Origin of the sequence: Nostoc sp., from assembly GCF_036919555.1 — a bacterium.
In the GTDB taxonomy this organism is placed as follows: Bacteria; Cyanobacteriota; Cyanobacteriia; order Cyanobacteriales; family Nostocaceae; genus Nostoc.
The window spans coordinates 17,231-41,343 of the sequence record NZ_JBALCS010000108.1; the positions used below are offsets into that span (position 1 = coordinate 17,231).

Sequence of the window (24,113 nt, forward strand, 5' to 3'; positions counted from 1 at the left end):
ATTTTTATTGTTTAAGTATTGGACAAAAGATACCAAAAGACGCGTCAGCATTAGGATCTTCCGACGCAGAAGACTTCTAAACTTCTGACAAAAGGTAAACCAGCCGTTAGAAGGAAGTCAAAATTTTCCAATAATGCTAGAAATAATTTGGTATTTTAGTGATCTAAGTTTAGCTTTTATATTTTATGAATCGTTCCGCCTGCCTCATTTTCAATCCAGTTGCTGGTCAGGGTGATCCAGACCTAGAACTGGCAGAAATTCGGGGAATATTAGAGCCAGATATTGACCTAGATATTTATCTGACAACTGAAGAAATCGACGCTGACGATCTGGCATATGCAGCAGTAGCAAGGGGGGTAGATGCAATCATTGCTTCGGGGGGAGATGGAACTCTCTCGGCGGCGGCGGCGGCTGTAGTGGGTACTGAGATTCCATTTGGGATCATTTCTAGAGGAACAGCAAACGCTTTTGCCACAGCTTTAGGAATTCCTGACACGATCGCATCTGCATGTCAGACAATTTTACAGGGAGGAATCCGCAGTGTAGATGTAGCCTATTGCAACGATCGGCCAATGGTACTCTTAGCAGGTATTGGCTTTGAAGCTGAAACTGTAGAATTGGCAGACCGGGACGCCAAGAATCGCTTTGGGATGATGGCCTACGTTTTGGCAGGAATCCAGCAACTGAGAAGCTTAAAAAATTTTGATGTTGAAATTGAAACTGAAGACAAAATAATTAAAACTAGTGCCTGTGCAGTAACAGTCGCAAATGCCGCGCCTCCCACTTCCGTTTTAGCTCAGGGGCCAGCAGGTCTGATTTATGATGATGGGTTACTAGATTTAACGATTGTAGCTCCAGCTAACAAGGCAGGAGCGATCGCTGCGACATTTCATCTATTTCAAACGGCTTCTACAGGTAACGCCGTAGAACGGGATGATATTGGCTTCCTGCGAGCCAAACAATTTAAAATTACGACTAACCCACCACAAAAGGTTGTTCTAGATGGTGAAATAGTGGGCACAACACCGGTAGAAATTAAGTGTGTTCCAGCAGGCTTGAGAATTTTTGTGCCATTAGTAGAAGAAGTTGAGCCTACCGAAAAACTAGACGGACTCCCTAATTTGACTATTGAGATGAAAGACACAATAGAGGAGTGAGGGCATGGGGCATGGGGCATGGGGCATGGGGCATTATTGGTTATTTCCCCCCTGCTCCCAGCTCCCTGCTCCCTCATCTTCCCTGCAATTCAAGATTCAGGAGTAGGTTGCATTGAAACTTGTATCTGATCCAGCGATCGCTGACAAAATTCGTAAAATGAATCAGAGGGTACGGTGGCAAGATCCGTTAATTGTGGAACGGAACATCGACCAAACTCGGCTGGTGTTGGAGGATGGTCAAACAGACAATTCTGAGTTCTCATTTTTAGTTGTCGGTGATAGTGGTTCCGGCAAGCACCGGGGACACAATCCCCAGCGACAGGTGGCTGAACTCATGCTGCCTCATCACAACGAATCCAGTTTTATGCTGCATACCGGGGATGTGATCTATTTAGTGGGGTCGAGTGAATACTACCAGCAGAACTTCATCGAGCCTTACCGAGAGTTTATCTTGGGCGGAGAACATCCCAAACAGATTGCCTATGACCAGATGGTTTTTAAGCTGCCCATTTTACCTGTACCAGGAAATCACGATTACTATAACTTACCGATTTTATTGAGCTTGGTGTCCTTAACAACATTACCGATTCGTGGCCTGTTGCGATCGCGGTTAGACTTAGATGTGGGTTTGCATGGCTCAGGAACAGGTGACGCTTACGCACGGGCATTTCTCGACTATCTTAAGGCGTTTCAGCTTCCAGGAGAGTTAAATCATCATTTAGATCAGTACTACACAGGCAAGACACATACAGGTTGTTGTCTTTCCTATGAACCTGGGCACTTCACCCGCCTTCCCAATCGTTACTACACTTTTCGCTATGGCGGGATTGATTTCTTTGCCTTGGATTCTAATACATTTAACGATCCACCACCTCTGCCTAAAACAAAAGCAGGTGATGCCGATCGCAAAGTCTTAGAAAAACAGCGTGAAGATTTAGAGCAAGAAAAGCAGCAAATCATTGAAACCTCAGCCAAGCTTCGTCCCGAAAACCCCACTGAAGCCGACCAATTAGACGACTTCCACGCCAAGCTGTCACAAATTGAAGAAATGATTGTTGACATTGATAAGCAACTAGCCAGTAATAAAACACTGCTGACTGATATTGAACAACTGGAGTGGCTCAAGCAAAGATTAATTGAATCTTGGAATAATCCTGAAGTTCGGGGAAGGGTGATTTATTTCCATCATCCTCCCTATGTAACTGAAGCGACAAAGTGGCAACAAGCCCAAACTCTGATCATTCGCGATCGCCTCCGTGGTGTGTTGGATGCGGTAGCTAAACAAATAGGTTCCCTAACTCAGGGGCGTCCTTTGGTCGATTTGGTATTAAACGGTCACGCGCACTGCTTGGAACACCTTGAGACAATGGATACCGGACATGCTGATTCGCATATCCACTGGATTGTTTGTGGCGGTAGCGGGTTTAGTTTGCGACGCCAGCGAATTGAGGGAGCAGATTTGATGGAGACTTTTGGAAATGAAAATAGATTAGTGGCGCGATCGCATCTCTTCATTGGTCGCAACGGTCAAGGTTTTCAGAAACGACGACCTTATTCAGGTTTACGTATTGACGTTAAAGGCGATGGACAGCCTAAGTTTATTGTTCGTCCCTTGGTTGCCGAATGGCATCAACGGCAATGGCATAATCGTGAACTTGAGCCGATAATCATCTAGAGCATCGATTCAGTAATCTTAGAGGCTCAGTAGTCGTTGTCAAAATTTTGGCAAGAGCATGAAAAAATGGATTTGGCTGATGCTGTTGGTGTTGGTGGCAGTTGCGGTGGTGGGTAGTCAGGGTAGCACGTTTTTTGAACAGCGTTCGTCACCAGCAATTGTTCAGAGTATTCCAGTGGAAACACCCGAACCACAGGCAGAGTTAAAAAAAGTTAACATTGCTCCGCAACTGTCTACTGACAAGCTATTAAACCATATCCAAAAGTTAAATTTTCAGCGCTATACAACAACAGAGCGATCGCTGACTCGCACTTATATCACAACTGAACTGAGAAAATTAGGCTGGAAGCCCAAATTGGAAAAGTTCTCTGATGGTGTGAATATTTTTGCCGAACGCCTAGGAACTAACAAAGCCGCTAAAGCAATTCTCGTCGGAGCGCATTACGACACTGTTCTCTTATCCCCTGGTGCCGATGATAATGCCAGTGGTGTAGCTGTGGTGCTGGAAGTAGCCCGGTTGCTCGGTTCTCATCCCACACCACGGACATTACAGCTAGCTTTTTTTGACAAGGAGGAAGCAGGACTTTTGGGTAGTCGGGCTTTCGTTAGTAAGACAACACGCTTGCAAAACTTGGGCGGAGCGATCGTTATGGATATGGTGGGTTATGCTTGTTACGCTGCTGGGTGTCAAAAATACCCTGCCGGATTGCCTGTTACGCCACCTAGCGACAAGGGCGACTTTTTGGCAGTAGTTGGTGATACAGAACATTTGCCTTTGCTGAATGCCTTTCAAAACTCACAAATGCTCCCTTCAACCGCCTTGAATAAACAAGAATCAAATCTGCCACCAGTCCTAACAGTACCAATTCCTTTTAAAGGTTTACTGACACCAGATACCCTACGCAGCGACCATGCACCATTTTGGTATCACGGTGTGGGTTCTGTGCTGGTGACAGATACCGCAAATTTACGTACTCCTCACTATCATAAACCTAGCGATGTTCCAGCGACTATCGAGCGATCGTTTTTCACAGGAGCAGCACAGATTGTAGTCAATACTACTACTGCCTTGTTAGAAAAGAACGAAGTTTTAGAAACTCAACCAGCAAGCTGACGGAATAATTCGTAATTCGTAATTACAGCGATTTTCAGGTAAATGAACCACGTTTTTTTATCTCAAGCAAAGGCGCAAAGGCGCACAGGAAGAAAGAAATATAGATATCAGCGTGTGGTCTAAATACATGAAAACTGCTGTAAAGAACAAATCCCTAATTCGGCGTAGTGGTACTAGTCTTTGGTTCAGGGAAAGTCAACGTCCAATTCTTTTTATCATTGACCTGAAAGTACAAACCTTGGAGAATAAGCCGCAGAGTTTTTCGAGTTCTAATAGGCTTCTTTACCAGATAAGTTCCTGCTTCAGCAAAGATATCATCAAAGTTTTTTTTATAACCAAATTGTTTTGAACAGTAACTGCCAGCACCTTGAACTGTTAACACAAAAAATGGAGCTTGTTTGTATTCATCAGGAATCATAAAAATTCCATATACATGGTGACGACCACGCCACGGCTGAACAATAACCTTAGTAGCATGTACTTGGAATTTTGGAGTTTTTGATGCGAGAAAAGTCTCGAAATTGCAATCAGAATCATTCACAGGCCACCACAGTGTAATAATACTCAGGGAGAGCAGCGAAATTAAAATATAGCGGAGTCTGCGACGCATAAAGCCAAAAAAAATTGTTGAAGCGGCTGGTAGAATTTGATGAGTAATGATAGTGCAGCTACAGCAGTAAGACTATCTATCTGCAACACGTTCTAAAAGGCAAAGACAAAACATTAAGCAGTCGGTTAAACTTTCCTGTCAAAAAAAATTGCAGTCAAAATATCAGGCTACAAAAAGTGCAGATTGTAGATGCGATCGCTTACCCTGTTCTAGAACTTCCTTACAGTATTAAACCTAGCTGAGAAACAATCGGGCTTTTGTGGCTGTTAACACTGATTTATGCTCAATTTTTTAGCTGTGATGAATTCTACAATTCGTTGCTTTTGTTATGCTTTGTTCCCATCAGCAGATGTTTTGAGGAGATTAGAGCGTAGGCGTAGACATCGCCATCAAGTTCAGGAAAAAATCTCCTTTGATTTCTAAGCAATTAATCGGTAGTCAAATACACAAATATTCGTTATATTTCCGTAAGTAACAGTTGGTATAAAAGTTATGGTAAGAAATTGGGGAAGTCTTAAGACGGTTGCAGGTATCTTTAGCGCGTTGGGCAAAGCCCTTACCGTAGGCATCGCACTTACACTGATCGCGCCAAATACTTCGGCCATTGCGGCTGACACAGTTGTTGTGCGTTTGGGTTTATTTACAGAATCTATCTCCCTTGCTGAGTTGCAAAATGCTGCAAAAACTGGGGAATTGTCTGGGAGTTTGCAGCCTTACACTAAAGGATTATCTGAACAACAACGCCGCTTCTTCTTGGGGGCGCTGGGCATGAATGTACCGATTAATGTTGTTACCGTTAATAAGTTAGTTAATACTCAAATTGGCACAAGCATTCTCAATGACTTCGCTACGGCCTTAGCCCGAAAGGACAAAGCTGGGGTACAAGCACTGAGAGCAGGATTGGTATTAGGCTCTACTGCACCGCAGGGTCTTTCTTTATTGAGTTTTATCGCCGCTTATCCGAGTAAACGCCTAGAAATTGATTTACCACAGGCTTTTATAGTTACAGGGAGTTTGAATACAGCTTTTTGGCGTACCCAGCAATTTATGCTAACCATCACTCCCCAACTCGACCCCAAAACAGCGCAGATTGCTTTCCCTTTTGATCCCAGCCAACCAGGAATAGCTCAAGTAAAAATACTCAACTTAAGCCTGAATGATCAAAAGCGCCAACGTAAAATTCCAGTTGATATTTACTGGTCAACTGCTGCAACTCTCGACAAACCCGTAATTGTCCTTTCTCACGGCTTCTCGTCAGTCCGCACGGACTTGCGTTATTTAGCAGAACATTTAGCATCCCACGGTTATGTAGTAGCAGCTTTAGAGCATCCCGGTAGTAATCAGACAAATACTAACTCAGCATTACAAGGCAAAACCAGAGTTATGAAGCCTCATGAGTTTTTGGATCGCCCTCAAGATATTAGTTTTGTTCTGGACGAATTAGAAAAGCTCAACCAAACGCCTAATCATCCGCTACAAGGGAAACTTGCAACCACGAACGCGATGGTCATTGGCCATTCTTTTGGTGGTGGTACAGCTTTAGAAATTGCTGGAGCCGAGTTACAACTCGAACATCTCAAACAACGTTGTAAAAAGAACTTGACTAGCTTCAGTGAGGGAGAAGTTATGCAGTGCATCGCTCAAGAACTACCAGAAAATAGCTATCAACTACGGGATACTAGAATCAAACAGGCGATCGCTCTCAATCCGACAACTTCTCTAATGTTTGGCGAAACTGGGTTAACTAAGGTGCAAATTCCTACCCTAGTGTTAGCAAGTTCCGCAGATAAAACCACCCCAGCTTTAACTGAACAGATTATCGGATTTGAAAAAATTCCATCCCCAAAATGGCTAGTTGGTATAGTTGGGGGTACTCATCTGAGTGTAAAAGACCCCAGTACCACTTTGGATCAGATAGGACAACCAAATACACCGATTAGTGGCGGTGAAGTTGTGGGTGAACAAGCAGCAGATGTTCGCAGGTACGTTAAAGCTATAGCTTTGGCCTTTGCTGCACAGATGACTCCAGAAGCTAAAAACTACGCTATCTTTCTGACATCAGATTATGCCCAGTTTGCTTCGACTGCGGCATTTCCATTTCGCCTAATTACGCAGATTCCTCCTGACGCTAAGGCAGTGGTGAAAGAATTTGTTGAGAAATAAGCGTCCTAACGCACCCTACTGGCGTGTCAAGGCTAAAATGGTGCGTTACAAATCTTGGAAAGATTGGGATTTTAGAAACATAACTCAATTTTTCTATTGCATCAATTTAGCCTTGACACGCTACTACATATACTTAGATTTTGTCAAAAACAATTTAGGAACTAATTTTGAATAGTTAAACCACCATCTAAAACTAATGAATGTCCAATAACAAAATTAGCTGAATCTGAACATAACCATAATACTGCTTGAGCAATTTCTTCTGGTGTACCTAATCGTTTTATGGGATATTGATTGCCATAATTCTTTATTGTTTCCTCACTTAAAGCTTCCATTACCATAGGAGTTATAATAGTTCCTGGGCAAACAGCATTAATTCTAATACCATCCTTAGCATATTGTACAGCTAAAGATTTAGTAAGTCCTATAACTGCGTGTTTGCTAGTACAATAAAAATGAATATTATGTTGTGCTTCATTCTCTTGATAATTAGTTAAATTAGCAGCAATTAATCCTCTAATAGAAGCATTATTCACAATGGCACCACCACCATTTTTACGCATTTCAGGAATTTGATATTTCATACATAGCCAAACTCCTTTTAAATTAGTATTAATAACTTTATTCCAATTTTCTTCAGAATCATCTATATCTACTTTTAGAATTCCCGGAGTCCCAGCATTATTAAAAGCATAATCTAAACGACCAAAAGTTTTAACTGTTTGGCTAATTAAATTTTTAACTTCTGTTTCTTGGGTAATATCTGTAGGGATAAAAATACTTTGACTACCTGCTTTTTCAATTAAATGAACTGTCTGCTCACCTTCTTTAATTCTCCTGCCGGCGATCACTACTTTTGCCCCTTCCTCAGCAAAAGCTAATGCTGTAGCTTTGCCAATACCAGAATTACCTCCAGTAATCAGAACAACTTTGTCAGTAAATTTCTTCATGATTAAATAGTTTTACTTTTATTCAGAATTTAGTCCGATAATACCCACATTCCGCAGGTGCGATGGCGTACCCGCCCTTTCCGGTGGCGATCGCAAAACATTGTATTTTTGAAGCATGACATGATCATTAGATATCAGAGTACAAGATATTGACCACTGCGGCATAGTGGCAGGCATCTCAATACTTCTCGGATAAGGGTTGAGTCGTCCTAGATTCAGATCCCCCGCCTACGGCGACCCCCTTTTTAAGGGGGTAAAAGAGGGTTAGAAGCCCCCCAATTTATCGGGGAGCCAGCGCTCCACTTGGGGTCTCCCCAAGTGGAGCGACTGGCGTGGGTTGGGGGGATCTGCAACGACTAATTGCGCTAACCGAGAAGTATTGGCAGGCATCTGTCATCAGATGAACATAATCTACTACGTGAGTATAAGGCACAGCAGTCTACTGAGCGTGGTTTGTCCCTCTCCGACTCCGAGAGGGACGGTTTTGCGTAGTAAAACCTCTCTAGAGGTTTCTTTATTTACGCTAATTAGGCGGTTACTACATCAGCCGTCGAACTCAGGTTGTTTTATAGCAGAGAAAATACAGGTGTAAATACTAGATACAGGTATTACTGATATCAAAGTTTTACAATAATCATTCCTCTCAATACTAAACATACCCGACAAATTTTGTCGGGTATGTTTGACGGGTATTTTTGCTCGTGTTACTATTCAGGCAACTGCGACAGACAAACTTATTAAAGCTAGTTTATGACTCAGGCAATCACAACCCAAACCAAAGCCAGCACTGCCTACTTTCAAGCCTTGAAATGTAAGGAATGTGGTGCAGAATATGAACTCAAAGCCACTAATGTTTGTGAGTTATGCTTTGGGCCGTTAGAAGTCAAGTATGACTACAACGCCCTACGTCTGACTGTCACTCGTGAAACAATTCAAGCCGGTCCCAATTCAATTTGGCGCTACCGTCCCTTTTTGCCTGTCGCAACTGACAATGTTATAGATGTGGGAACTGGTATGACTCCCTTGGTTCGTTCCCACCGTCTTGCCCGTCGCCTAGGTCTAAATAAGCTTTATATAAAAAATGATGCCGTTAATATGCCCACCCTTAGCTTTAAGGATCGGGTAGTGTCAGTTGCCCTCTCTAGAGCGCGGGAGTTGGGTTTCACTACTGTTTCTTGCGCTAGCACTGGTAACTTAGCAAATTCTACAGCTGCGATCGCAGCTCACGCTGGTTTAGACTGCTGTGTGTTCATCCCCGCAGATTTAGAAGCCGGTAAAATTATCGGTAGCTTGATTTATAGTCCCACCCTGATGGCCGTAAAGGGCAACTACGATCAAGTAAATCGTCTCTGTTCGGAAGTTGCTAATACATACGGCTGGGGTTTTGTCAATATTAATCTGCGTCCTTATTACTCTGAAGGTTCTAAGACGCTAGGCTTTGAAGTTGCGGAACAACTAGGCTGGGAACTACCTGACCATATCGTTGCTCCTTTGGCTTCGGGTTCACTATTTACCAAAATTTATAAAGGGTTCCAAGAATTTGTAGAAGTTGGTTTGGTAGAAGGCAAGAGTGTTCGTTTTAGTGGCGCTCAAGCTGAAGGTTGTTCACCCATCGCCCAAGCCTTCAAAGAAGGACGCGACTTTATTAAGCCAGTCAAACCGAATACAATTGCAAAATCGCTGGCGATCGGCAACCCAGCAGACGGCATTTATGCTGTAGAGTTAGCCCAGAAGACTGGTGGTAACATTGAGTCAGTCAATGATCCAGAAATTATTGATGGCATTAAGCTGCTGGCAGAAACTGAAGGTATCTTCACAGAAACGGCTGGTGGTACAACCGTTGCCGTGCTGAAAAAATTGGTAGAAGCTGGCAAAATTGATCCAGATGAAACTACCGTGATTTACATCACTGGCAATGGTCTGAAAACCCAAGAAGCAATCCAAGGCTACGTTGGTGAACCTTTGACAATTGATGCTAAACTAGATAGTTTTGAACGCGCTTTAGAGCGATCGCGTACTCTCGAACGCTTGGAATGGCAACAAGTCCTCGTTTAGTTATTTGTCATCAGTCATTTGTCCTTTGTTCTTACAAATCACAAAGGACAAATGCAAATCCCCACTTTTCCCTCCTAAATTTCTACTTATATGGCTGTAAAAGTTTTAGTTCCTACGACTCTTCAGAGTTTTACTAATAATCAACCTATTCTAGAATCCAACGGTAGCACCATTGCTGAATTGTTGGAATCCTTAGAAAAAAGCTTTCCTGGTATTAAATCCCGGTTGTGCGATGAAGAAGGCAAGCTACGGCGGTTTGTAAATTTTTACGTCGATAGCGAAGATATCCGCCATTTAGATGGTATTAATACACCTCTGAAAGATGGCGATGAAGTAAGTATTGTGCCAGCTGTCGCCGGTGGTTAATACAGAGAACACCAATTCAAAATTCAAAATGACGCTTACGGACTCGCTCTAAGCGTACTCCTACGGAGAAGCAAGCTACGCGTAAACATCTCTAAGAGTTGCCATGCCGTTGGCGCAGCCTCTCGTAGAGAAGGCTTTACGCTGCGCTAACAAAATTAAAACATTTTAGACATTTTCAGACGTTCGCGTAGCGTCTCGCAGAGAAGAGGAGTGCGGTCTTGGGGTCTCCCCAAAAGGAGCAACTCCGGGGGATTTAAACCCCGACTGAAACTGAGCGGAGTCGGAGACACTCCGCCTCCGAGCTACCTTTATGGTTGGGGTCTTAAACCCTTTAATTTAAGGGAGGAGATGTCAATTACTTATGCAGCAATCATCAGAGCAAGTCTTTGTTGCCAAGATTCATTGTTATTAATAGTTAAGATAATCCGCTTGTAGGATTCATCTCGCAATTTAATGGTTAAATAATTTGTCTCTCGATTCACATACCAAAACTCTTTACCTAGCTTAGTGTAATAAGTCCCAGCCTTAATTACCCCAGGAACAAAGCTACCAGGGGCACGCAATTCTCGCCAATTACTTTGGGGTTCGGCTGTCGTAACTTGTTCAATATGGGCTAGTGATATTTGCCAAAGTTTATTCAAGCGAACAGCTAGCAGCTGCTCTTTAAACGTAAATTCTATCTGCAATTTATCATCAAGTATACTTAGGTTCATAATGAACTTCGTTGCCAGTAATTTTTTCTCTAGTATTACCCAGAAAAATTCCATTAGAATCAGTATTTGCTGGGAATTGGCAAGTGCCAAAATTATTCACTATTTGATTGGTAAGCATTTGGCAATTTGGCAGATTGTTATGAGAGTCTTTTGATATATTGCAGAAATTACCAAGATGTTTTTACTTTTTATACAGAGGACGGGCTAACCCCCGTCTTTTTTATTGCTAATTATTTAAGTTCTATAATATTTATCTGCAAGCAGAATTAAAAAGTAAAAGTACTCCGCAGAATGCCGATGGTAACTGAGTCACTATCTGGTGTGTTACCAGGCTCCAAGATATGAATTATTCCCGGTGTAATGCTAATGTTATCTGTTAGCTGGAAACGATAAAATGCCTCAATTTGAGTAGTTGTCCCTGGTTGTCCACCTGCACGTCCTAAGCCGGTATTAATAAAATCAGGGACATTATTCCCTATTGGTAAGTCGCTATGGGTGATTTTAGGAGGTTGACCGATATAAATGCCCGCCAAATTTCCTTTAGCAAATAAATCAGGGAAATTTAGAAACACCATATAATTCGTCGTCTCTACATTTCCAGATTGCCCAGGAATGTAAGATTTAGTATAACCACCCCATGCACCGGCGCTAATGCGCGGAGAAATTTGCCAAGTTAGAGTCGCACCCACGGCGTTGGTTTGCAGAGGTGCTGATTTTCCAGTAGTAGTATTAACTGTAGTTAAGCATTCATCACCAACAAAGGTCAGTAAACAACCATTTGAGGAGTAATTGTTAACATAATACAAACTTAAATCTAGGGTATCGGTTGGTGTTAGCAGCAATTGCACGCCTGTAGTGGTGGTTCCATCAAATAAACCGCTACCTTTACCGGGATTTCCTGGTTGATAACTAGTATAAATTGCCTGCAAGCTAGCGCGTTTAGCAAATTGCCAATCAATAGCTATACCGCCGTGACCGTATCCCATATTTAAAATTGGGTTTCTTTGGGCAAAATAAGACAACGGTCCTGTTGCAGCACTTTCTACCCGATTAGGGCCTCGGAAAGCAGCTGGCATACTTACGCCTTCTGTTCCCACCATTATTGCTAATTTATCTGTCACCAGCCAATGAAAATTGAGGTCACTTACAATCAAGTTATCTGTAGGAAATTCGTAGCCAAGAAAAACATCATTTCGGGACACACTATTGGGAAATCTCGGCGTAGTTCTTCCTTTACCATCTAAAAGACCTGTAAACAAGTAACTACGAGGGGTGATTTGACTAGTTAAATATAGTTGCGCTAGGGATATAACATTAATGTTTGTCCCTGCATCATCTGTATCTTTTTGTCCATCTCTAGGATTAACATCACCACGATTGTTAGTCCGTCCTTGAATGCCAACTATCAGTAATCCATTGAGTTTGGTTGTTCTTGAGAATTGGTTAGCTTTAATTTCGGTGGTTCTGGCTTCTAAATTATCGACACGACCCCGCAAAGTTGCTAATTCCGGGGAAAATTCTGACTGCAATTTTTGTAATATTGCTAAATCTTCGCGGGTGACTAAATCGCTGGTGGCTGTAGTGATTAATTCGTTGACTCTATCTAAACAAGCATTCACACCCGCAGCAAATTCATACCGAGTTAAGGCGCGATTACCGCGATAGCTGCTATCTGGATATCCGGCTATACAACCATAGCGTTCTACCAAAGACTGTAATGCTTGGAATGCCCAATCGTTGGGTTGTACGTCCTTGAGTTGAGAAACTGATGTAACTTGCGCCATTGGATTTTCTGAGGAAAGGGGAGATGAGGGAATAATATTATCGCTCTTAACTCCTGACTCCTGAGTAGTTCCTGTATCTGTGTATTCTTGTGCCAGTGCTTTTTGTGCAAGTCCATTTACTCCCGCAATTAGTAACCATGCGAACATCCAGGTTTGGCGATGACTGCGGCTAATAAGTCTACCTTTCAACTTTTTACACTCTGCTCACATACTTAAGTGAGTAGAGTGTATTCGCGATCAGTTAGCGTTTACATGGGGATATTTACGGATTTTGTCCAAAATTAAACTTAATCCTTCTGGGCAACTTCTGAAAGGGCGAGTATAACAGGGTATTAGGTACTAGGGACTTTTAAAAGTCAGAGGGAGCAAGAATTTTAGATTTTAGATTGAAATTTAATCCAAAATTTCAAATCCAAAATCCAAAATTGAATTGCCCCATGCCTAATAAGTCTTATTGGATTGATTGAAAACTAATATGGCAAATCGTTCACGCAAGCTGAGGCCAAAAGCCTCTAAACTAAATAAACCTCATGCTGGTGTGATGAAACGCGTTGCTAAAAAACCCCAGAAAAAGCTAAAACGGGGAAGTTGGTTGTCGTCAATGCTAGCGATCGCAATTCTCTTGACTAGTGCTAGTCTAATTATGGCTTTTGCCTGGATTAGCGTTCTCTTCATCTTCAATCCAGATAAGGTAAGCTGGCTAAATAAAATTTTACCTGCATGGGTACAAATTCCCCTTGGTAAGCACGAACGCCCCCAAACTCTCAAAGAAATTCAACTCGATTTGAGTAAAAAAAACCAAATATTTGGGGAAACTCTACCTTTATATCAAAATGCGGAAAACTCATTTTTACTACCAGTTTTTCAACAGCGTGCTAATTGTCAATCTAATTGTGAAGAACTTGTGGAACTGAGGGTTTACGAACGCTCAGAAGAGTTAGAGTTTAAATCTCAGTCAGAAAATTATTACTATCTAGCGACTCAATTACCTGTAACGGGGCCAGATGAATCCTTTGTGATTTCTCCCTTGCTTGATGGGATATCAGAACCCCAGGATATCAGCATTCCCCTACCTTTAACTGAAGTGCAACGCTTTGAAGGCGGGACTCCATTACCAGGAGTTTGGTTTAATTTGCGGGGTCAACGCCAACTAGGAACTGGTGCGTTTGCTTACGGTTACGTCGTATACTACAATCCAGAACGCACGAATTTATTACAAATGTTGTCTTGGACTAGTCCTAACGGACAATTGCCCAAATGGCAGCAGGTAACTGGTGATGGTACAAAAGAGTTAGTTGTTGATCAAACTATAGGTTTAGAACCGCACTTACAGGTTTACCAAGTCAAGCCTCTGAAGTTATTTCTCAAACCAATTCAATTGGAGGCTATTACCCTCAACTCACTAGCCCTCAAGGATTCTGCATACCAAAACGCCCTGTTAATTGCCCGTAGTGGACTGTGGACACCAGCTTTTGAATGGTTGAAATTCATCAAGAAACAGCGCAAAGGAGTTTTGCCAGAGGCGGCGCAAGCGCAAATGGATTTGATTCGCTTGCATTCCCAACTTACTAAAACCCAAGCCCAGAAAATTTGGACAAGTCCTAGTCAAGAAGTGCTGGCAGATTTGATTGATGGTCGCTGGGGTAAAGCTTTACAGGTGTTTGAAGCGTCGCCACATAATGCCCAAGAAATTGCTACCCTACTCAAAGCTGATGAAAAACGGTTGTGGAATCGCACAGCCGCCGCGTTGCGGGTGAACCCAAATAGACTAGACGTGCAAGCTTGGTTCGCTTTGATTTTAGCAGTTCAGCGAGGAGAAGCAAATGCTAATTCCTGGTTAAAGGCGCAACCAGAAATTACAAAAGATCATCTTGCCTATATTCAAGGTCTGTTAGCAAGACTTAATGGTGAGAATACATCGCAAATATCCTCTACTCACCCTAGTCAAATTGTTGGTACAGTGCAGCCAATGACTCAAGTCACCAATACCGACTGGCTGCAACCAAATTCCCCAGTAGATTTGAAACTGACAGCTAACCAAGTTTGGTATCAGGTGGAGGTGAGTGCTTTTAATGATGGGAAACGCTGGCTAAATTCCCCCTTTGAGAATTTCAACCTACCCAAAACTGACACCGCCAAATTTTTCTGGAAAACTTTGGGAATCACTTCTGACCCGGAAATCCAAATTGTGGTCTGGTTGCCAAATGGAGAACAACAAATTACTCTAGCCGCTATCAAAGCGGTGCAACTACGGGGTAAAGTTCTGCGCCTATTAGTTGCTGGCCCAAAAACTCCAGGGAATCTAAACGATGTTCTCCAACCCAAACCTTTAGCCTTGACAAATGCAGCGCTGGAATGGGTGCAACCATCTCCAATCACCCTACAAGAAGAGTATCAACAAAATCCCCAAGGGGTGAAGGTAATTTTATCGAGTCTGTGGCAATCTTTACAGCAATCTGGTGAAGTTCCGGCTGGTGCTATTCCTAGCTTTGAGCAGATGCAGGAAAAGTTGGGTGATTGGCCGGTTCAAGTGATTGATTTAACAAATAACACTCAACCAGAAATAATATTGACTATCTCAGTAGCAGAAATAGCATCATTGAATCAGTCTACACCTGGGATTCCGGCGGAAAACACAGAGCAACGCCGTGAACGGACGATAATTTTGTCTGATAGTAATAAAGTAATTTACACTGATTTTACAGGAAATTACTTACAAAGACTCTCTGCGATCGCCAAACTTTCAGGGGTGCAATCTTTAGCTTTACTGGTAGAAAATGCTCATAACTATAGTTTGAGGCGCTGGTTCCAGAAAAATCAGCGTTTTGAATAGCAGTCCCCTGAGCAAAATTTAGCCCCTGACTAAAATTTAGATTAGAGAGGGGAAAAGCGATCGCTATCTACAAGACTGACTTATTATTTTTGGGTAACTCCAAAAAATAAATTATCCAATTTCTGGAATCAAAATAACTTTCCCTCCCCCTGCTCCCTGCCCCCTGCTCCCCTGCCATAAAAGCGATGGGATATTTTTTTACTTGGAAGTCCCTTGGTTAGCGTTGGCTAGACGTTGGTGCTTCAGGTTTTCCAACTGCTGCAACAGGGAGTCTACCTCTGCTTGTAAATGCATGAGTTTAGCTTGCTGGTCGTCTTGATAATAAGACTTGGTTAACTTACTGACCCAGTTGGTCTGGGAGTCGCGATCGGAAACACTAGATAAACAAGTAGACATCGCTAATTAAATCCACAACTTAACTCACACCATTAGAAATATTATAATAATGCTCTTTTAAGCTTTATGATAATATTTGAGATTTTAAATCAATTACTCTAATGGATTTCAGGTTTTATCATCAGAGACGGTGATCATAATGACTGTGTTCCAGAGAATACATCGCCCCAAGTGTGCAAAGCTTCTTTCTACTCGACGGTACTTAGCAATACTGAATTGGTAGCTTGTCAATTCTGGTTGTATGAATTGTTATCACTGTTTATGGGTAATTTACGCAATAAATCAGATATAGACTATATTTCGTTAAACCAAAGAGTGCCGTGGCGGTTGATGATAAACTGACGTTTGAAATAAAATAAAAATAGCAAGTGTAACGCCTGTACCACAAAAAATAATATTCTTAATAATATACGTTTGGAATTAAGGGACTCTTAACTGGGAACTGGCAAAGAGAAATTTACTTTCTGACTCTTCCCCATTCGGCGCTTCCTTATCCCACCCTTTCTAAATATCCGATCCTTACATTAAGAAATTTTAAATCCCGTGACTTTGAGCCTGTCTACTGCTAAATCTCATCGCCAACCCTGGCCCGGACTGATAGAAGCCTATCGCGAATACTTGCCTGTAAGCGAAAAAACACCGATTGTGACTCTGTTGGAGGGTAACACACCTCTAATACCAGTGCCAGCGATCGCCGAACGCATTGGCAGACAAGTGCGGGTTTTTGTAAAATACGACGGTCTGAATCCCACCGGCAGCTTCAAAGACCGGGGGATGACTATGGCAATTTCCAAGGCCAAGGAAGCAGGAGCAAAAGCAGTAATTTGTGCCAGTACGGGCAACACCTCAGCCTCCGCCGCCGCTTATGCAAGGCGTGGGGGAATGAATGCCTTTGTACTGATTCCCGAAGGTTATGTGGCGCTGGGCAAGTTAGCCCAAGCATTACTCTACGGTGCAGAAGTATTGGCAATTAAAGGTAATTTTGACCAAGCGCTAGAAATTGTCCGCGAGATGGCCGAAAGCTATCCGATTACTTTGGTGAATTCGGTCAATCCCTACCGCCTACAAGGGCAGAAAACAGCAGCCTTTGAAATTGTTGATGTGCTGGGTGATGCGCCAGACTGGCTGTGTATCCCCGTGGGCAATGCGGGAAATATTACAGCATATTGGATGGGGTTTTGTCAATATCATCAAGCCAAAAAGTGCGATCGCTTACCCCGAATGATGGGATTTCAAGCCGCAGGTGCAGCCCCCTTAGTACACGGTCAGCGAGTAGCGCATCCCGAAACCTTGGCGACAGCAATTCGTATTGGCAACCCTGCTAGTTGGGAATTAGCTGTTGCAGCGCAAACCGCAAGTCAAGGTAATTTCCACGCTGTTACCGATGCCGAAATTCTCGACGCTTATCGACTTTTGGCAGCATCAGAAGGTATCTTCTGCGAACCGGCTAGTGCCGCTTCTGTAGCCGGGTTGTTGCAGGTGAAAGACCAGATTCCTACAGGGGCAACAGTGGTTTGTGTCCTTACAGGCAATGGTCTAAAAGACCCAGATACAGCCATTAAACACAATCACAGTCTATTTAAACAGGGTATTGCAGCAGAATTGGGCGCAGTAGCCGGGGCAATGGGATTTTAAAACTGGTTGATCATCTTGTAATGGCCGAAACCGAAAAGCATACAGAGCGACTAAATTTATTTATTGAGATTCTTAATTTTGAATGCGTGAATTTTGAATTCGGAGCAAAGCGACGTGACTCATTCTACTGATATTGCCACCTTAGCCCGGTGGATGGCAGCTGACTTTAGCAATCAAGAACAAGCTTTTGAAAATCCGCCTTTTTATGCTCATATTCGCGTGTGTATCCGTCCCCTTCCTTTGGAATTATTCTCAGGGGTAAGTTTATTTCTCGAACAAGCTTATGATTTTATGCTCAATCAACCCTACCGGATGCGGGTAATGAAGTTGATTCCGGCAGAAAACCACATTGTTATTGAACACTACACGGTTAAAGAAGAACAAAAATTTTATGGCGCATCTCGTGACCCCGAACGTTTAAAAGTTTTATCTGTTGACCAATTGGAGAAAATGTCAGGTTGCAACATGGTTGTAGAGTGGACAGGTAATAGCTTCAAAGGCAGGGTTGAACCTGGTAAAGGCTGCATTGTGGTTCGTGACGGCAAAAATACTTATCTAGATAACGAATTTGAGATTGATGCTAAAGAATTTTTCAGCCTCGACCGGGGAAGGGATTTAGACACTGATGAACGTCTGTGGGGTTCTATCGCCGGTCCCTTTCACTTTGTCCGTTGGGGCAATTTTGCCGATGAAGTGAAGGTGTAACAAGTCAGGAGTGAGGAATTAAAACTCATAATTCTCCTTAATCTGCTAAGGGTTGTTTGTGCTATGGTCAACCTGTTATTAGGACTCCCTAGCGATCGCCTAAAGACTACCAAAAACATCCACTTAACCCACTATCTCCACCTCAGAATCCTATGCTATTATGGGTTAACTAGCGCCCTATGGCTACTAAGATACCTTAAAAACATTAAAGTAGTTCAAAGAATTGGGCTGTGGCGGTATAGCCAAGTGGTAAGGCAGAGGTCTGCAAAACCTCCACCCCCGGTTCAAATCCGGGTGCCGCCTTAAAATAAATATAAGCATTACAGGGCTTCTAAGCCCTTTTTTAATGCGAGTTATAGGGATTGTTTCCAGAGCCTCCTAACTCCTGCCTTCTTTGTAATTTTGGGTAGTTTGGGGAAACAACTGGGGTAAAACTGGGGTAAATATGTAAGAGGATGTTTGAAAAGTATTTTTATTAACATCAAAGCCTCAGAAACCTAACCCCCCTACCCCCTTCCCTACAAGGGAATGGGGGTTTCAAAGCCTCTCTCCGTTTCGGGGAGAGGAATGGAAGCGGGGTTTCTAGTATACTTTACGACTTTTCAAACAACCTCTAAGGCTTAGGTCGTCTGATAAAAGCAGATTTTGTACTAGTAGAATTTATCCACCAGCATCATAAACACTCCCTTGTCCAGAATAATTCTCATAAACATGTTGATAAACTTCCTGACATTTCTGTTCATACACTTCAGCAGAATAACTCTGGGGTAACTTATCCAAATTATCCTTAATTGCCACTTCCACCGATGCTCTGGTTTGCTGTCTCTTCTTCCAATCCAAAACTAATTTCTCTTTTTTAAGAGTTTTCAATAATTCTTTGGCAACTTGTTTGACTTCCTGTTCCTCTTGCTTAGTCAGTTTAATTTCTGGTTTAGTCAAGAAGTCAAAAATTGCTAGTTCTTCTTCAGTGAGATTTTGTGCGATCGCTCTTTTATCTTCAACACCCAATTCCTGAGCAAAGTTAATCAAATCATTGAAGAATATTTGCACGTTGCGTGAGTCAGCATTGTATTCTGCTATCATCTGCTGGAATTTCTCCAGGTAGCCCATGCGAGTTTTATTTAACTTCAGCATCTGCTGGAGTTTTTGCGCGATCGCAGTTTTGAGTTTTTCTGTCTCCGTTCTCTGGTAGTCAGTATTAGCAAATTTATTTTTTAACGCTGCAAAGTCGATTTGGCTTAAGTCGATGCGTTGAGTGTGAGATTCCTGAATCACAAACTCCCCAGCAGTGATGGACAAATCCAACAGTTCTTCCACTTCGGACATCACTTCGGACACATCAACTTCTGGTACTTCTGCCAGAATTTGGTCTTTGATTGCCTGCAAATGAGCATTGATAAGAGTAAACTCATTAGCACCAGCATCTGGAAGGATGGCTTTGTAAAGTTTGTTAACGTTACCTGTTAGAGAAAGATAAGTTTTTTTGGCATCATCATTAATAATGATGGATTCTACTGCATCTGCCCAAAATTTGGTGCGTGCAAAACCTTGTGCTGACTCCAGTACACCAAAATCAATGCCTTTTTGCGTACAGAATGTTGTGGTTTGGGCGATCGCTTCTCTCAATTGTGCCACTAAAGCTGTTTTAGCTTTAACTGGGGTATCCCCTTCTTGAATACTACCACCAGATGCAGAACCATAAATAGCTAGTGCTTTCTGTAAATCTCGGAAGACACCAATATAATCAACTATCAGTCCATTTATTTTACCTGGGAAGACACGATTTGCTCTGGCAATCGTTTGCATGAGACTATGGTTCTTCATCGGTTTGTCTAGGTAAATGGTGGAACAACTGGGGACATCAAATCCAGTCATCCACATAGCGCAGACAAAGATGATGCGTAGGGGATGAGATGGATCTTTAAATTTTTCATCGAGTGGGGGAGATTCACTCACTAACCTTTGGCGGTGAGGAGTGATGTCTAATTGTTTTTGCTGAAATACTTCTACTTCATTTTGAGATTGAGATATGACTACTGCCATATCTGTTTCTTCCATATATTTAATAGTGACTGATAATTTTTTTTGTTCAAATTCGCTTAAATTAAACTGAGCAAGTTCATTTCTAAACTGCTGGAGGTGTTCTTGCCAGTGGTGCTGGACTTTGTTGTACATTTTGACAGCAGTAAATCTGTCAATGCTGACAATCATTGCTTTACCTTGATAACCTCTACCCAACAAGTGGGTGACAATATCTTGAGCAATTTTCTCTAATCGGTCATCTCTGGTAATTAATTGATATTCTCTGGCACATTGTCTTTCTAATTTCTTCTCTTCCTCCTCATCCAGTGTTGCAGATTCAATGATTTCTGCCATATCTTCATTGAGTGCATCATTGGCGAGTTGCAATTCGGGAATTCTGTTTTCGTAGTAGAGGGGAACTGTGGCGCTATCTTCTATTGATTCGCGGAAGTTATAAATACTGATGTAATCACCAAAGGTTTTTTTGGTTTCTTGTTCTCCTAGCATTAGGGGTGTACCAGTGAAACCAATGAATGCTGCATTGGGTAAGGCATTTCTCATGTTGAGAGCAAATGTGTCATACTGACTGCGGTGTGCTTCATCAGCAATGACGATAATATCTGACCTATCGGAAAGTTGAGGGTAGGTTCCGCCTTTTTCGGTGCGGAATTTTTGAATCATCGTGAAAATGTAGCGATGATCTTCGTGCAAGAGTTGTTTGAGGTGTTCTCCACTTTTAGCGCGGACATTTTTTTCGATTTCTGTCACAGCACCAGCGTAGGCAAAGTTTTTATAGATTTGTTCGTCTAAATCTTCTCTGTCGGTGATAATTACAAAAGTCCAGTTCCCATAGAGTTTTCGCACCACTTTTTGGGAGAAGAAGACCATTGAATAACTTTTCCCGCTACCTTGGGTATGCCAAAATACTCCTAATCTGCCTTGGTTGGATTTAATTTCTGTTACTGCGGTAACTGCTTGGTTAACTCCTAAATATTGGTGATTTTTGGCAACGATTTTAACTAAACTGCCTTTGGCAGAATAAAAGAAGATAAAATTTTCAACTAAATCCAGTAATTTGGTAGGTTCACAAGTTCCTCTAATAATGGTGTCTAGAGAAATTATCCCTTCTTCCCCTTCAGAATTTATCTTCTTCCACTCAGCGAAATGTTCCCATTTGGCAGTTAAGCTACTAATGCGACTTTTTGTACCATTGGAGAGGATGATAAATGCGTTGTACCAAAAGAGTTGGGGGATAGTTTGTTTGTAATCTGCGAGATTATTTTTATAGGCAAGTTCTAAGCGTTGGTGATGTGCTTTTAATTCAATGAATATTAAGGGTAAACCATTCACAAACCCGATTAAATCTGTTCTTCTGGTGTAAATCTCTCCTGTAACCCAGAATTGGGAAGCGAGAAAAAAATTATTATTTTCTGGGTGATTCCAGTCAATGACTTTGACTGTTTCTGCTTCGTCTTCACCCTCATTATTTTTAAAACTGACTTTTACCCCATCTTTGAGGAGTTGATAAATTTCTGCATTCGCATTGGCTAAACTCAATGTGTTTCTATCACGAGTTAATTCTTCAATGGCAAGTTGGATAGTTTCTGTGGGTAAGTCAGGGTTTAAGTTTTGTAAAGCTGACTGGAGTTTGGGAATTAAAACTACCTCACCCTTTGTCTCTCTTCCCAGTGTGCTGTTTGTACCAAAGGTTTCATGGAAACAGTTGGCTGTTTGCCATTGCAGTTGAGAGAATAGGTCAATAGTGGCATTTTCTAACGCTGCTTCTGAGTCTGGGTGAGGTGGATGCATAGGTATGGAGTATAGATTTACTCCATTTTTAACTCAAAAATTCGGTGTTGGGGATTGAGGGGGTGATTTTCTCAAGCACGTTGCAAAGGCTGAACCCAATCTACACAGCTTGCGGTGCGACAAAGTTTGAAGTACCTCAACACGACTTTTAAGTACTCCAACACGACTTTTAAGTACTCCAACACGACTTTTAAGTACTCCAATACGACTTTTAAGTACCTAAATACGACTTCCAAGTACTCCAACACGACTTCCAAGTACCTAAATACGATGTTGAAGTACCTCAACACGACTTTTACAGCAGATTGCAAGTTGGTTAGTCCTTCTTTGGTTTCAAGGTAACGCGATGTGCAACTTATCCTTAAAACCCCTCTCCAAACCTCTCCCCCACAGGGCTACGGTGTACATATAAGTCTGAAATAGTTGATTAACCAAGGTTTTACCCCACCCTAACCCTCCCCTTGGAAAGGGGAGGGAACTGGATTTCCTGTTTCCCACCTTTCCAAGGGGGGATTAAGGGGGGTAAATCCGACTTGTGTGTATACTGTAGCGCACAGGGAGAGAGGCTTTGATTCTTGCTCCCCTTCCCTTGTAGGGAAGGGGTTGGGGGTTAGGTCTGAGAGAGAGTTGCACACGGCGTAAGGTAATAAAACGAAAGCTTCCGTCATGTTTTGATTCTAGTCAAACTGTAATAACTGCTAAATTTTGACCATTTACTCCTTAGAGGTATCCAGCAATGGTGTAAAAAGTTCCATATTCATTAGTATTATCTTCTACAACTTCGTTGGTGATGGCAAGTTGTCGAATGGCTGTCAATAAATCTTCTGGGTTATTTTGTGTAAATCCTGCTTGGGCTAAAAATTTTGATTTATCATCTTTGATGCGGGGAACTAGAAGATAGCGGGTAACTTTTTCTTCGGGAATGATGATATTATCGGGGATTTTCACAATTAGTTTTGATGTGGTAATTTTTAATTGTTTAAGCAGCTATCTCCTCTGTGGTGATGTCTAGGCGTTCTACGTCGATTTCTCCTGAGATGAGTTTGGGGAGGAGTAAGTCACGGGTTTGGCGGAGGTTGTGATTTTTTTTGATTAACTGATGACAGTTAGTAATCATTGACTCAGTAAGTTCGTAATATTTCTTTTGTAAGACAATTGGAGGTACAAGGATTGAGAAGTTTCTAAAATCTTTCAAAATAATTCTTGGGATTGCTACCCCTGAAACATAACCTGACATTCTAGTTTTTATGGAGGGCTGAAGCAGGTAAGAAGATAAAATATAAGGTAAAATATTATCAGCCGGTCGCAGAAGAGCTATTGAAGATAGAATTACCATTTCTTGCTCTTCTTCTGTAACAAAAATATGTTTTAGATAGCTACCATCTTTTGCAATAAGGACATCATTTTTTAGAGGCTTGCAGTCATTTTTTACTAATTTCTGGTAGTCTTGTTGAGAAATTTTGCGACATGTTTTAAGATTGAATCCCCAAGTATGCATATCTTTCACAGATGCCATAGGATAGCCGTCATCAGTTGATTTCGGACTCCAATGAGAACCGTCCGTAATTCTTACACAAACATCGGATAATTGCTTGATTTCCCACCTCTCTGGAATCGCCCCTAACTCACTTTCAACCATCTGCACCTGTTCGCAACCAGGGAAGCGGAATTTGACAAACCACTCATCGTAGAGGGTTTGTGCCATTTCTTCTAATATTTTGATGCGTCTTGTGTTGTTTTCTATTAGGTCATCATACCCTGAGAGTATAGCGGCGATTTTCTTCTGCGTGGGAAGAGGGGGTAAATGCAATGGTAAATTCTTTAGTCTATCTGTCTGTAATCTTTTAGTCCCATGAGCAGCTTCATCAGCTAGACCGAGAATTTCGTATGATTTACCTCTTAGCCAGTGGAATAGAAACTGTGGCTCAACTTCAGGAGAACATTCCAAAGCTTTTAAATCTTGATTAAATGCTACTGTACGTTTGGTTATCGTAACAGGAAAATGTTGTGCCAGAATCATGCCACGAACAACAATTAACAGCAATTTGATATCAAACCAGCCACAAAGATTGTAAACTTGAAAGATGTAAAAAAACAGATTATTTAGAGATGGCAGCATATTCGAT

Annotated in this window: 18 protein-coding genes and 1 tRNA gene; 10 read left to right on the top strand and 9 right to left on the bottom strand. The window is 42.0% G+C overall.

Features of this window, described 5'->3' with window-relative positions:
• Nucleotides 1-185: 185 nt before the first annotated feature.
• From V7K36_RS30060 to V7K36_RS30070, 3 genes are all read left to right on the top strand, one after another.
• Nucleotides 186-1,157, top strand: coding sequence for a YegS/Rv2252/BmrU family lipid kinase (locus V7K36_RS30060; RefSeq protein ID WP_335121298.1), 972 nt, complete (start codon nucleotides 186-188; stop codon nucleotides 1,155-1,157).
• Between the two features lie 112 nt (nucleotides 1,158-1,269).
• The gene (locus V7K36_RS30065) at nucleotides 1,270-2,832 is read left to right on the top strand and encodes a metallophosphoesterase family protein (RefSeq protein WP_335121299.1); all 1,563 of its coding nucleotides are present in this window, start codon (nucleotides 1,270-1,272) and stop codon (nucleotides 2,830-2,832) included.
• A 58-nt stretch (nucleotides 2,833-2,890) separates the two neighbouring features.
• On the top strand, nucleotides 2,891-3,946 hold the full coding sequence (locus tag V7K36_RS30070) for a M28 family peptidase (protein WP_335121300.1): 1,056 nt from the start codon (nucleotides 2,891-2,893) through the stop codon (nucleotides 3,944-3,946).
• Between the two features lie 154 nt (nucleotides 3,947-4,100).
• On the opposite strand, the gene V7K36_RS30075 is transcribed toward V7K36_RS30070, so the two are convergent.
• Nucleotides 4,101-4,556, bottom strand: coding sequence for a hypothetical protein (locus tag V7K36_RS30075; protein ID WP_335121301.1), 456 nt, complete (start codon nucleotides 4,554-4,556; stop codon nucleotides 4,101-4,103).
• A gap of 492 nt (nucleotides 4,557-5,048) precedes the next feature.
• On the opposite strand from V7K36_RS30075, the gene V7K36_RS30080 reads away from it, so the two are divergent.
• Nucleotides 5,049-6,719 carry an alpha/beta hydrolase gene (locus V7K36_RS30080; RefSeq protein WP_335121302.1) on the top strand — a complete coding sequence of 557 codons (1,671 nt, stop codon included), beginning with the start codon at nucleotides 5,049-5,051 and terminating at the stop codon, nucleotides 6,717-6,719.
• Between the two features lie 161 nt (nucleotides 6,720-6,880).
• Here the strand turns inward: V7K36_RS30080 and V7K36_RS30085 are convergent, their stop codons facing one another.
• Together V7K36_RS30085 and V7K36_RS30090 are read right to left on the bottom strand one after the other, a co-directional pair.
• Nucleotides 6,881-7,669, bottom strand: coding sequence for an SDR family oxidoreductase (locus tag V7K36_RS30085; protein ID WP_335121303.1), 789 nt, complete (start codon nucleotides 7,667-7,669; stop codon nucleotides 6,881-6,883).
• Between the two features lie 18 nt (nucleotides 7,670-7,687).
• Nucleotides 7,688-7,846, bottom strand: coding sequence for a hypothetical protein (locus V7K36_RS30090; protein WP_335121304.1), 159 nt, complete (start codon nucleotides 7,844-7,846; stop codon nucleotides 7,688-7,690).
• A 573-nt stretch (nucleotides 7,847-8,419) separates the two neighbouring features.
• Between V7K36_RS30090 and thrC (V7K36_RS30095) the strand changes: the two genes are divergently transcribed.
• Nucleotides 8,420-9,724, top strand: coding sequence for a threonine synthase (gene thrC, locus V7K36_RS30095; RefSeq protein WP_335121305.1), 1,305 nt, complete (start codon nucleotides 8,420-8,422; stop codon nucleotides 9,722-9,724).
• A 90-nt stretch (nucleotides 9,725-9,814) separates the two neighbouring features.
• Nucleotides 9,815-10,090, top strand: a complete 276-nt coding sequence (locus tag V7K36_RS30100; RefSeq protein ID WP_335121306.1) for a ubiquitin-like small modifier protein 1 — start codon at nucleotides 9,815-9,817, stop codon at nucleotides 10,088-10,090.
• Between the two features lie 359 nt (nucleotides 10,091-10,449).
• Here V7K36_RS30100 and V7K36_RS30105 read toward each other — a convergent pair whose 3' ends face one another.
• Complete coding sequence (locus tag V7K36_RS30105; protein WP_335121313.1) at nucleotides 10,450-10,803, bottom strand: hypothetical protein; 354 nt, start codon at nucleotides 10,801-10,803, stop codon at nucleotides 10,450-10,452.
• A 266-nt stretch (nucleotides 10,804-11,069) separates the two neighbouring features.
• Nucleotides 11,070-12,734 (bottom strand): iron uptake porin, encoded by a 1,665-nt coding sequence (locus V7K36_RS30110; RefSeq protein ID WP_335121314.1) that lies wholly within the window; start codon nucleotides 12,732-12,734, stop codon nucleotides 11,070-11,072.
• 328 nt (nucleotides 12,735-13,062) lie between these two features.
• On the opposite strand from V7K36_RS30110, the gene V7K36_RS30115 reads away from it, so the two are divergent.
• The gene (locus V7K36_RS30115; protein ID WP_335121307.1) at nucleotides 13,063-15,420 is read left to right on the top strand and encodes a hypothetical protein; all 2,358 of its coding nucleotides are present in this window, start codon (nucleotides 13,063-13,065) and stop codon (nucleotides 15,418-15,420) included.
• Between the two features lie 198 nt (nucleotides 15,421-15,618).
• On the opposite strand, the gene V7K36_RS30120 is transcribed toward V7K36_RS30115, so the two are convergent.
• Nucleotides 15,619-15,816 (bottom strand): hypothetical protein, encoded by a 198-nt coding sequence (locus V7K36_RS30120; RefSeq protein WP_335121308.1) that lies wholly within the window; start codon nucleotides 15,814-15,816, stop codon nucleotides 15,619-15,621.
• 543 nt (nucleotides 15,817-16,359) lie between these two features.
• On the opposite strand from V7K36_RS30120, the gene thrC (V7K36_RS30125) reads away from it, so the two are divergent.
• The 3 genes from thrC (V7K36_RS30125) to V7K36_RS30135 all read left to right on the top strand — a co-directional run bounded on the left by thrC (V7K36_RS30125) (nucleotide 16,360) and on the right by V7K36_RS30135 (nucleotide 18,459).
• Nucleotides 16,360-17,451: a threonine synthase gene (gene thrC / locus V7K36_RS30125; protein WP_335121309.1), complete on the top strand. Its 1,092-nt coding sequence runs from the start codon at nucleotides 16,360-16,362 to the stop codon at nucleotides 17,449-17,451.
• Between the two features lie 114 nt (nucleotides 17,452-17,565).
• The gene (locus V7K36_RS30130; protein ID WP_334824247.1) at nucleotides 17,566-18,156 is read left to right on the top strand and encodes a chromophore lyase CpcT/CpeT; all 591 of its coding nucleotides are present in this window, start codon (nucleotides 17,566-17,568) and stop codon (nucleotides 18,154-18,156) included.
• A 232-nt stretch (nucleotides 18,157-18,388) separates the two neighbouring features.
• Nucleotides 18,389-18,459: transfer RNA gene (locus tag V7K36_RS30135), tRNA-Cys, on the top strand.
• Nucleotides 18,460-18,816: 357 nt separating this feature from the next.
• Here V7K36_RS30135 and V7K36_RS30140 read toward each other — a convergent pair.
• The 3 genes from V7K36_RS30140 to V7K36_RS30150 all read right to left on the bottom strand — a co-directional run.
• On the bottom strand, nucleotides 18,817-21,987 hold the full coding sequence (locus V7K36_RS30140) for a type I restriction endonuclease subunit R (protein ID WP_335121310.1): 3,171 nt from the start codon (nucleotides 21,985-21,987) through the stop codon (nucleotides 18,817-18,819).
• A gap of 720 nt (nucleotides 21,988-22,707) precedes the next feature.
• The gene (locus V7K36_RS30145) at nucleotides 22,708-22,935 is read right to left on the bottom strand and encodes a DUF6883 domain-containing protein (protein ID WP_335121311.1); all 228 of its coding nucleotides are present in this window, start codon (nucleotides 22,933-22,935) and stop codon (nucleotides 22,708-22,710) included.
• Between the two features lie 31 nt (nucleotides 22,936-22,966).
• On the bottom strand, nucleotides 22,967-24,113 hold a 1,147-nt coding region (locus V7K36_RS30150), incomplete at its 5' end, for a restriction endonuclease subunit S (RefSeq protein WP_335121312.1).

Bases quoted from the DNA above. Each gene is read 5' to 3' on its own strand.
- V7K36_RS30060 (WP_335121298.1), top strand. From the start codon at position 186: ATGAATCGTTCCGCCTGCCTCATTTTCAATCCAGTTGCTGGTCAGGGT.
- V7K36_RS30070 (WP_335121300.1), top strand. From the start codon at position 2,891: ATGAAAAAATGGATTTGGCTGATGCTGTTGGTGTTGGTGGCAGTTGCG.
- V7K36_RS30075 (WP_335121301.1), bottom strand. From the start codon at position 4,556: ATGCGTCGCAGACTCCGCTATATTTTAATTTCGCTGCTCTCCCTGAGT.
- V7K36_RS30080 (WP_335121302.1), top strand. From the start codon at position 5,049: ATGGTAAGAAATTGGGGAAGTCTTAAGACGGTTGCAGGTATCTTTAGC.
- V7K36_RS30085 (WP_335121303.1), bottom strand. From the start codon at position 7,669: ATGAAGAAATTTACTGACAAAGTTGTTCTGATTACTGGAGGTAATTCT.
- V7K36_RS30090 (WP_335121304.1), bottom strand. From the start codon at position 7,846: ATGCCTGCCACTATGCCGCAGTGGTCAATATCTTGTACTCTGATATCT.
- thrC (WP_335121305.1), top strand. From the start codon at position 8,420: ATGACTCAGGCAATCACAACCCAAACCAAAGCCAGCACTGCCTACTTT.
- V7K36_RS30100 (WP_335121306.1), top strand. From the start codon at position 9,815: ATGGCTGTAAAAGTTTTAGTTCCTACGACTCTTCAGAGTTTTACTAAT.
- V7K36_RS30105 (WP_335121313.1), bottom strand. From the start codon at position 10,803: ATGAACCTAAGTATACTTGATGATAAATTGCAGATAGAATTTACGTTT.
- V7K36_RS30110 (WP_335121314.1), bottom strand. From the start codon at position 12,734: ATGTTCGCATGGTTACTAATTGCGGGAGTAAATGGACTTGCACAAAAA.
- V7K36_RS30115 (WP_335121307.1), top strand. From the start codon at position 13,063: ATGGCAAATCGTTCACGCAAGCTGAGGCCAAAAGCCTCTAAACTAAAT.
- V7K36_RS30120 (WP_335121308.1), bottom strand. From the start codon at position 15,816: ATGTCTACTTGTTTATCTAGTGTTTCCGATCGCGACTCCCAGACCAAC.
- V7K36_RS30140 (WP_335121310.1), bottom strand. From the start codon at position 21,987: ATGCATCCACCTCACCCAGACTCAGAAGCAGCGTTAGAAAATGCCACT.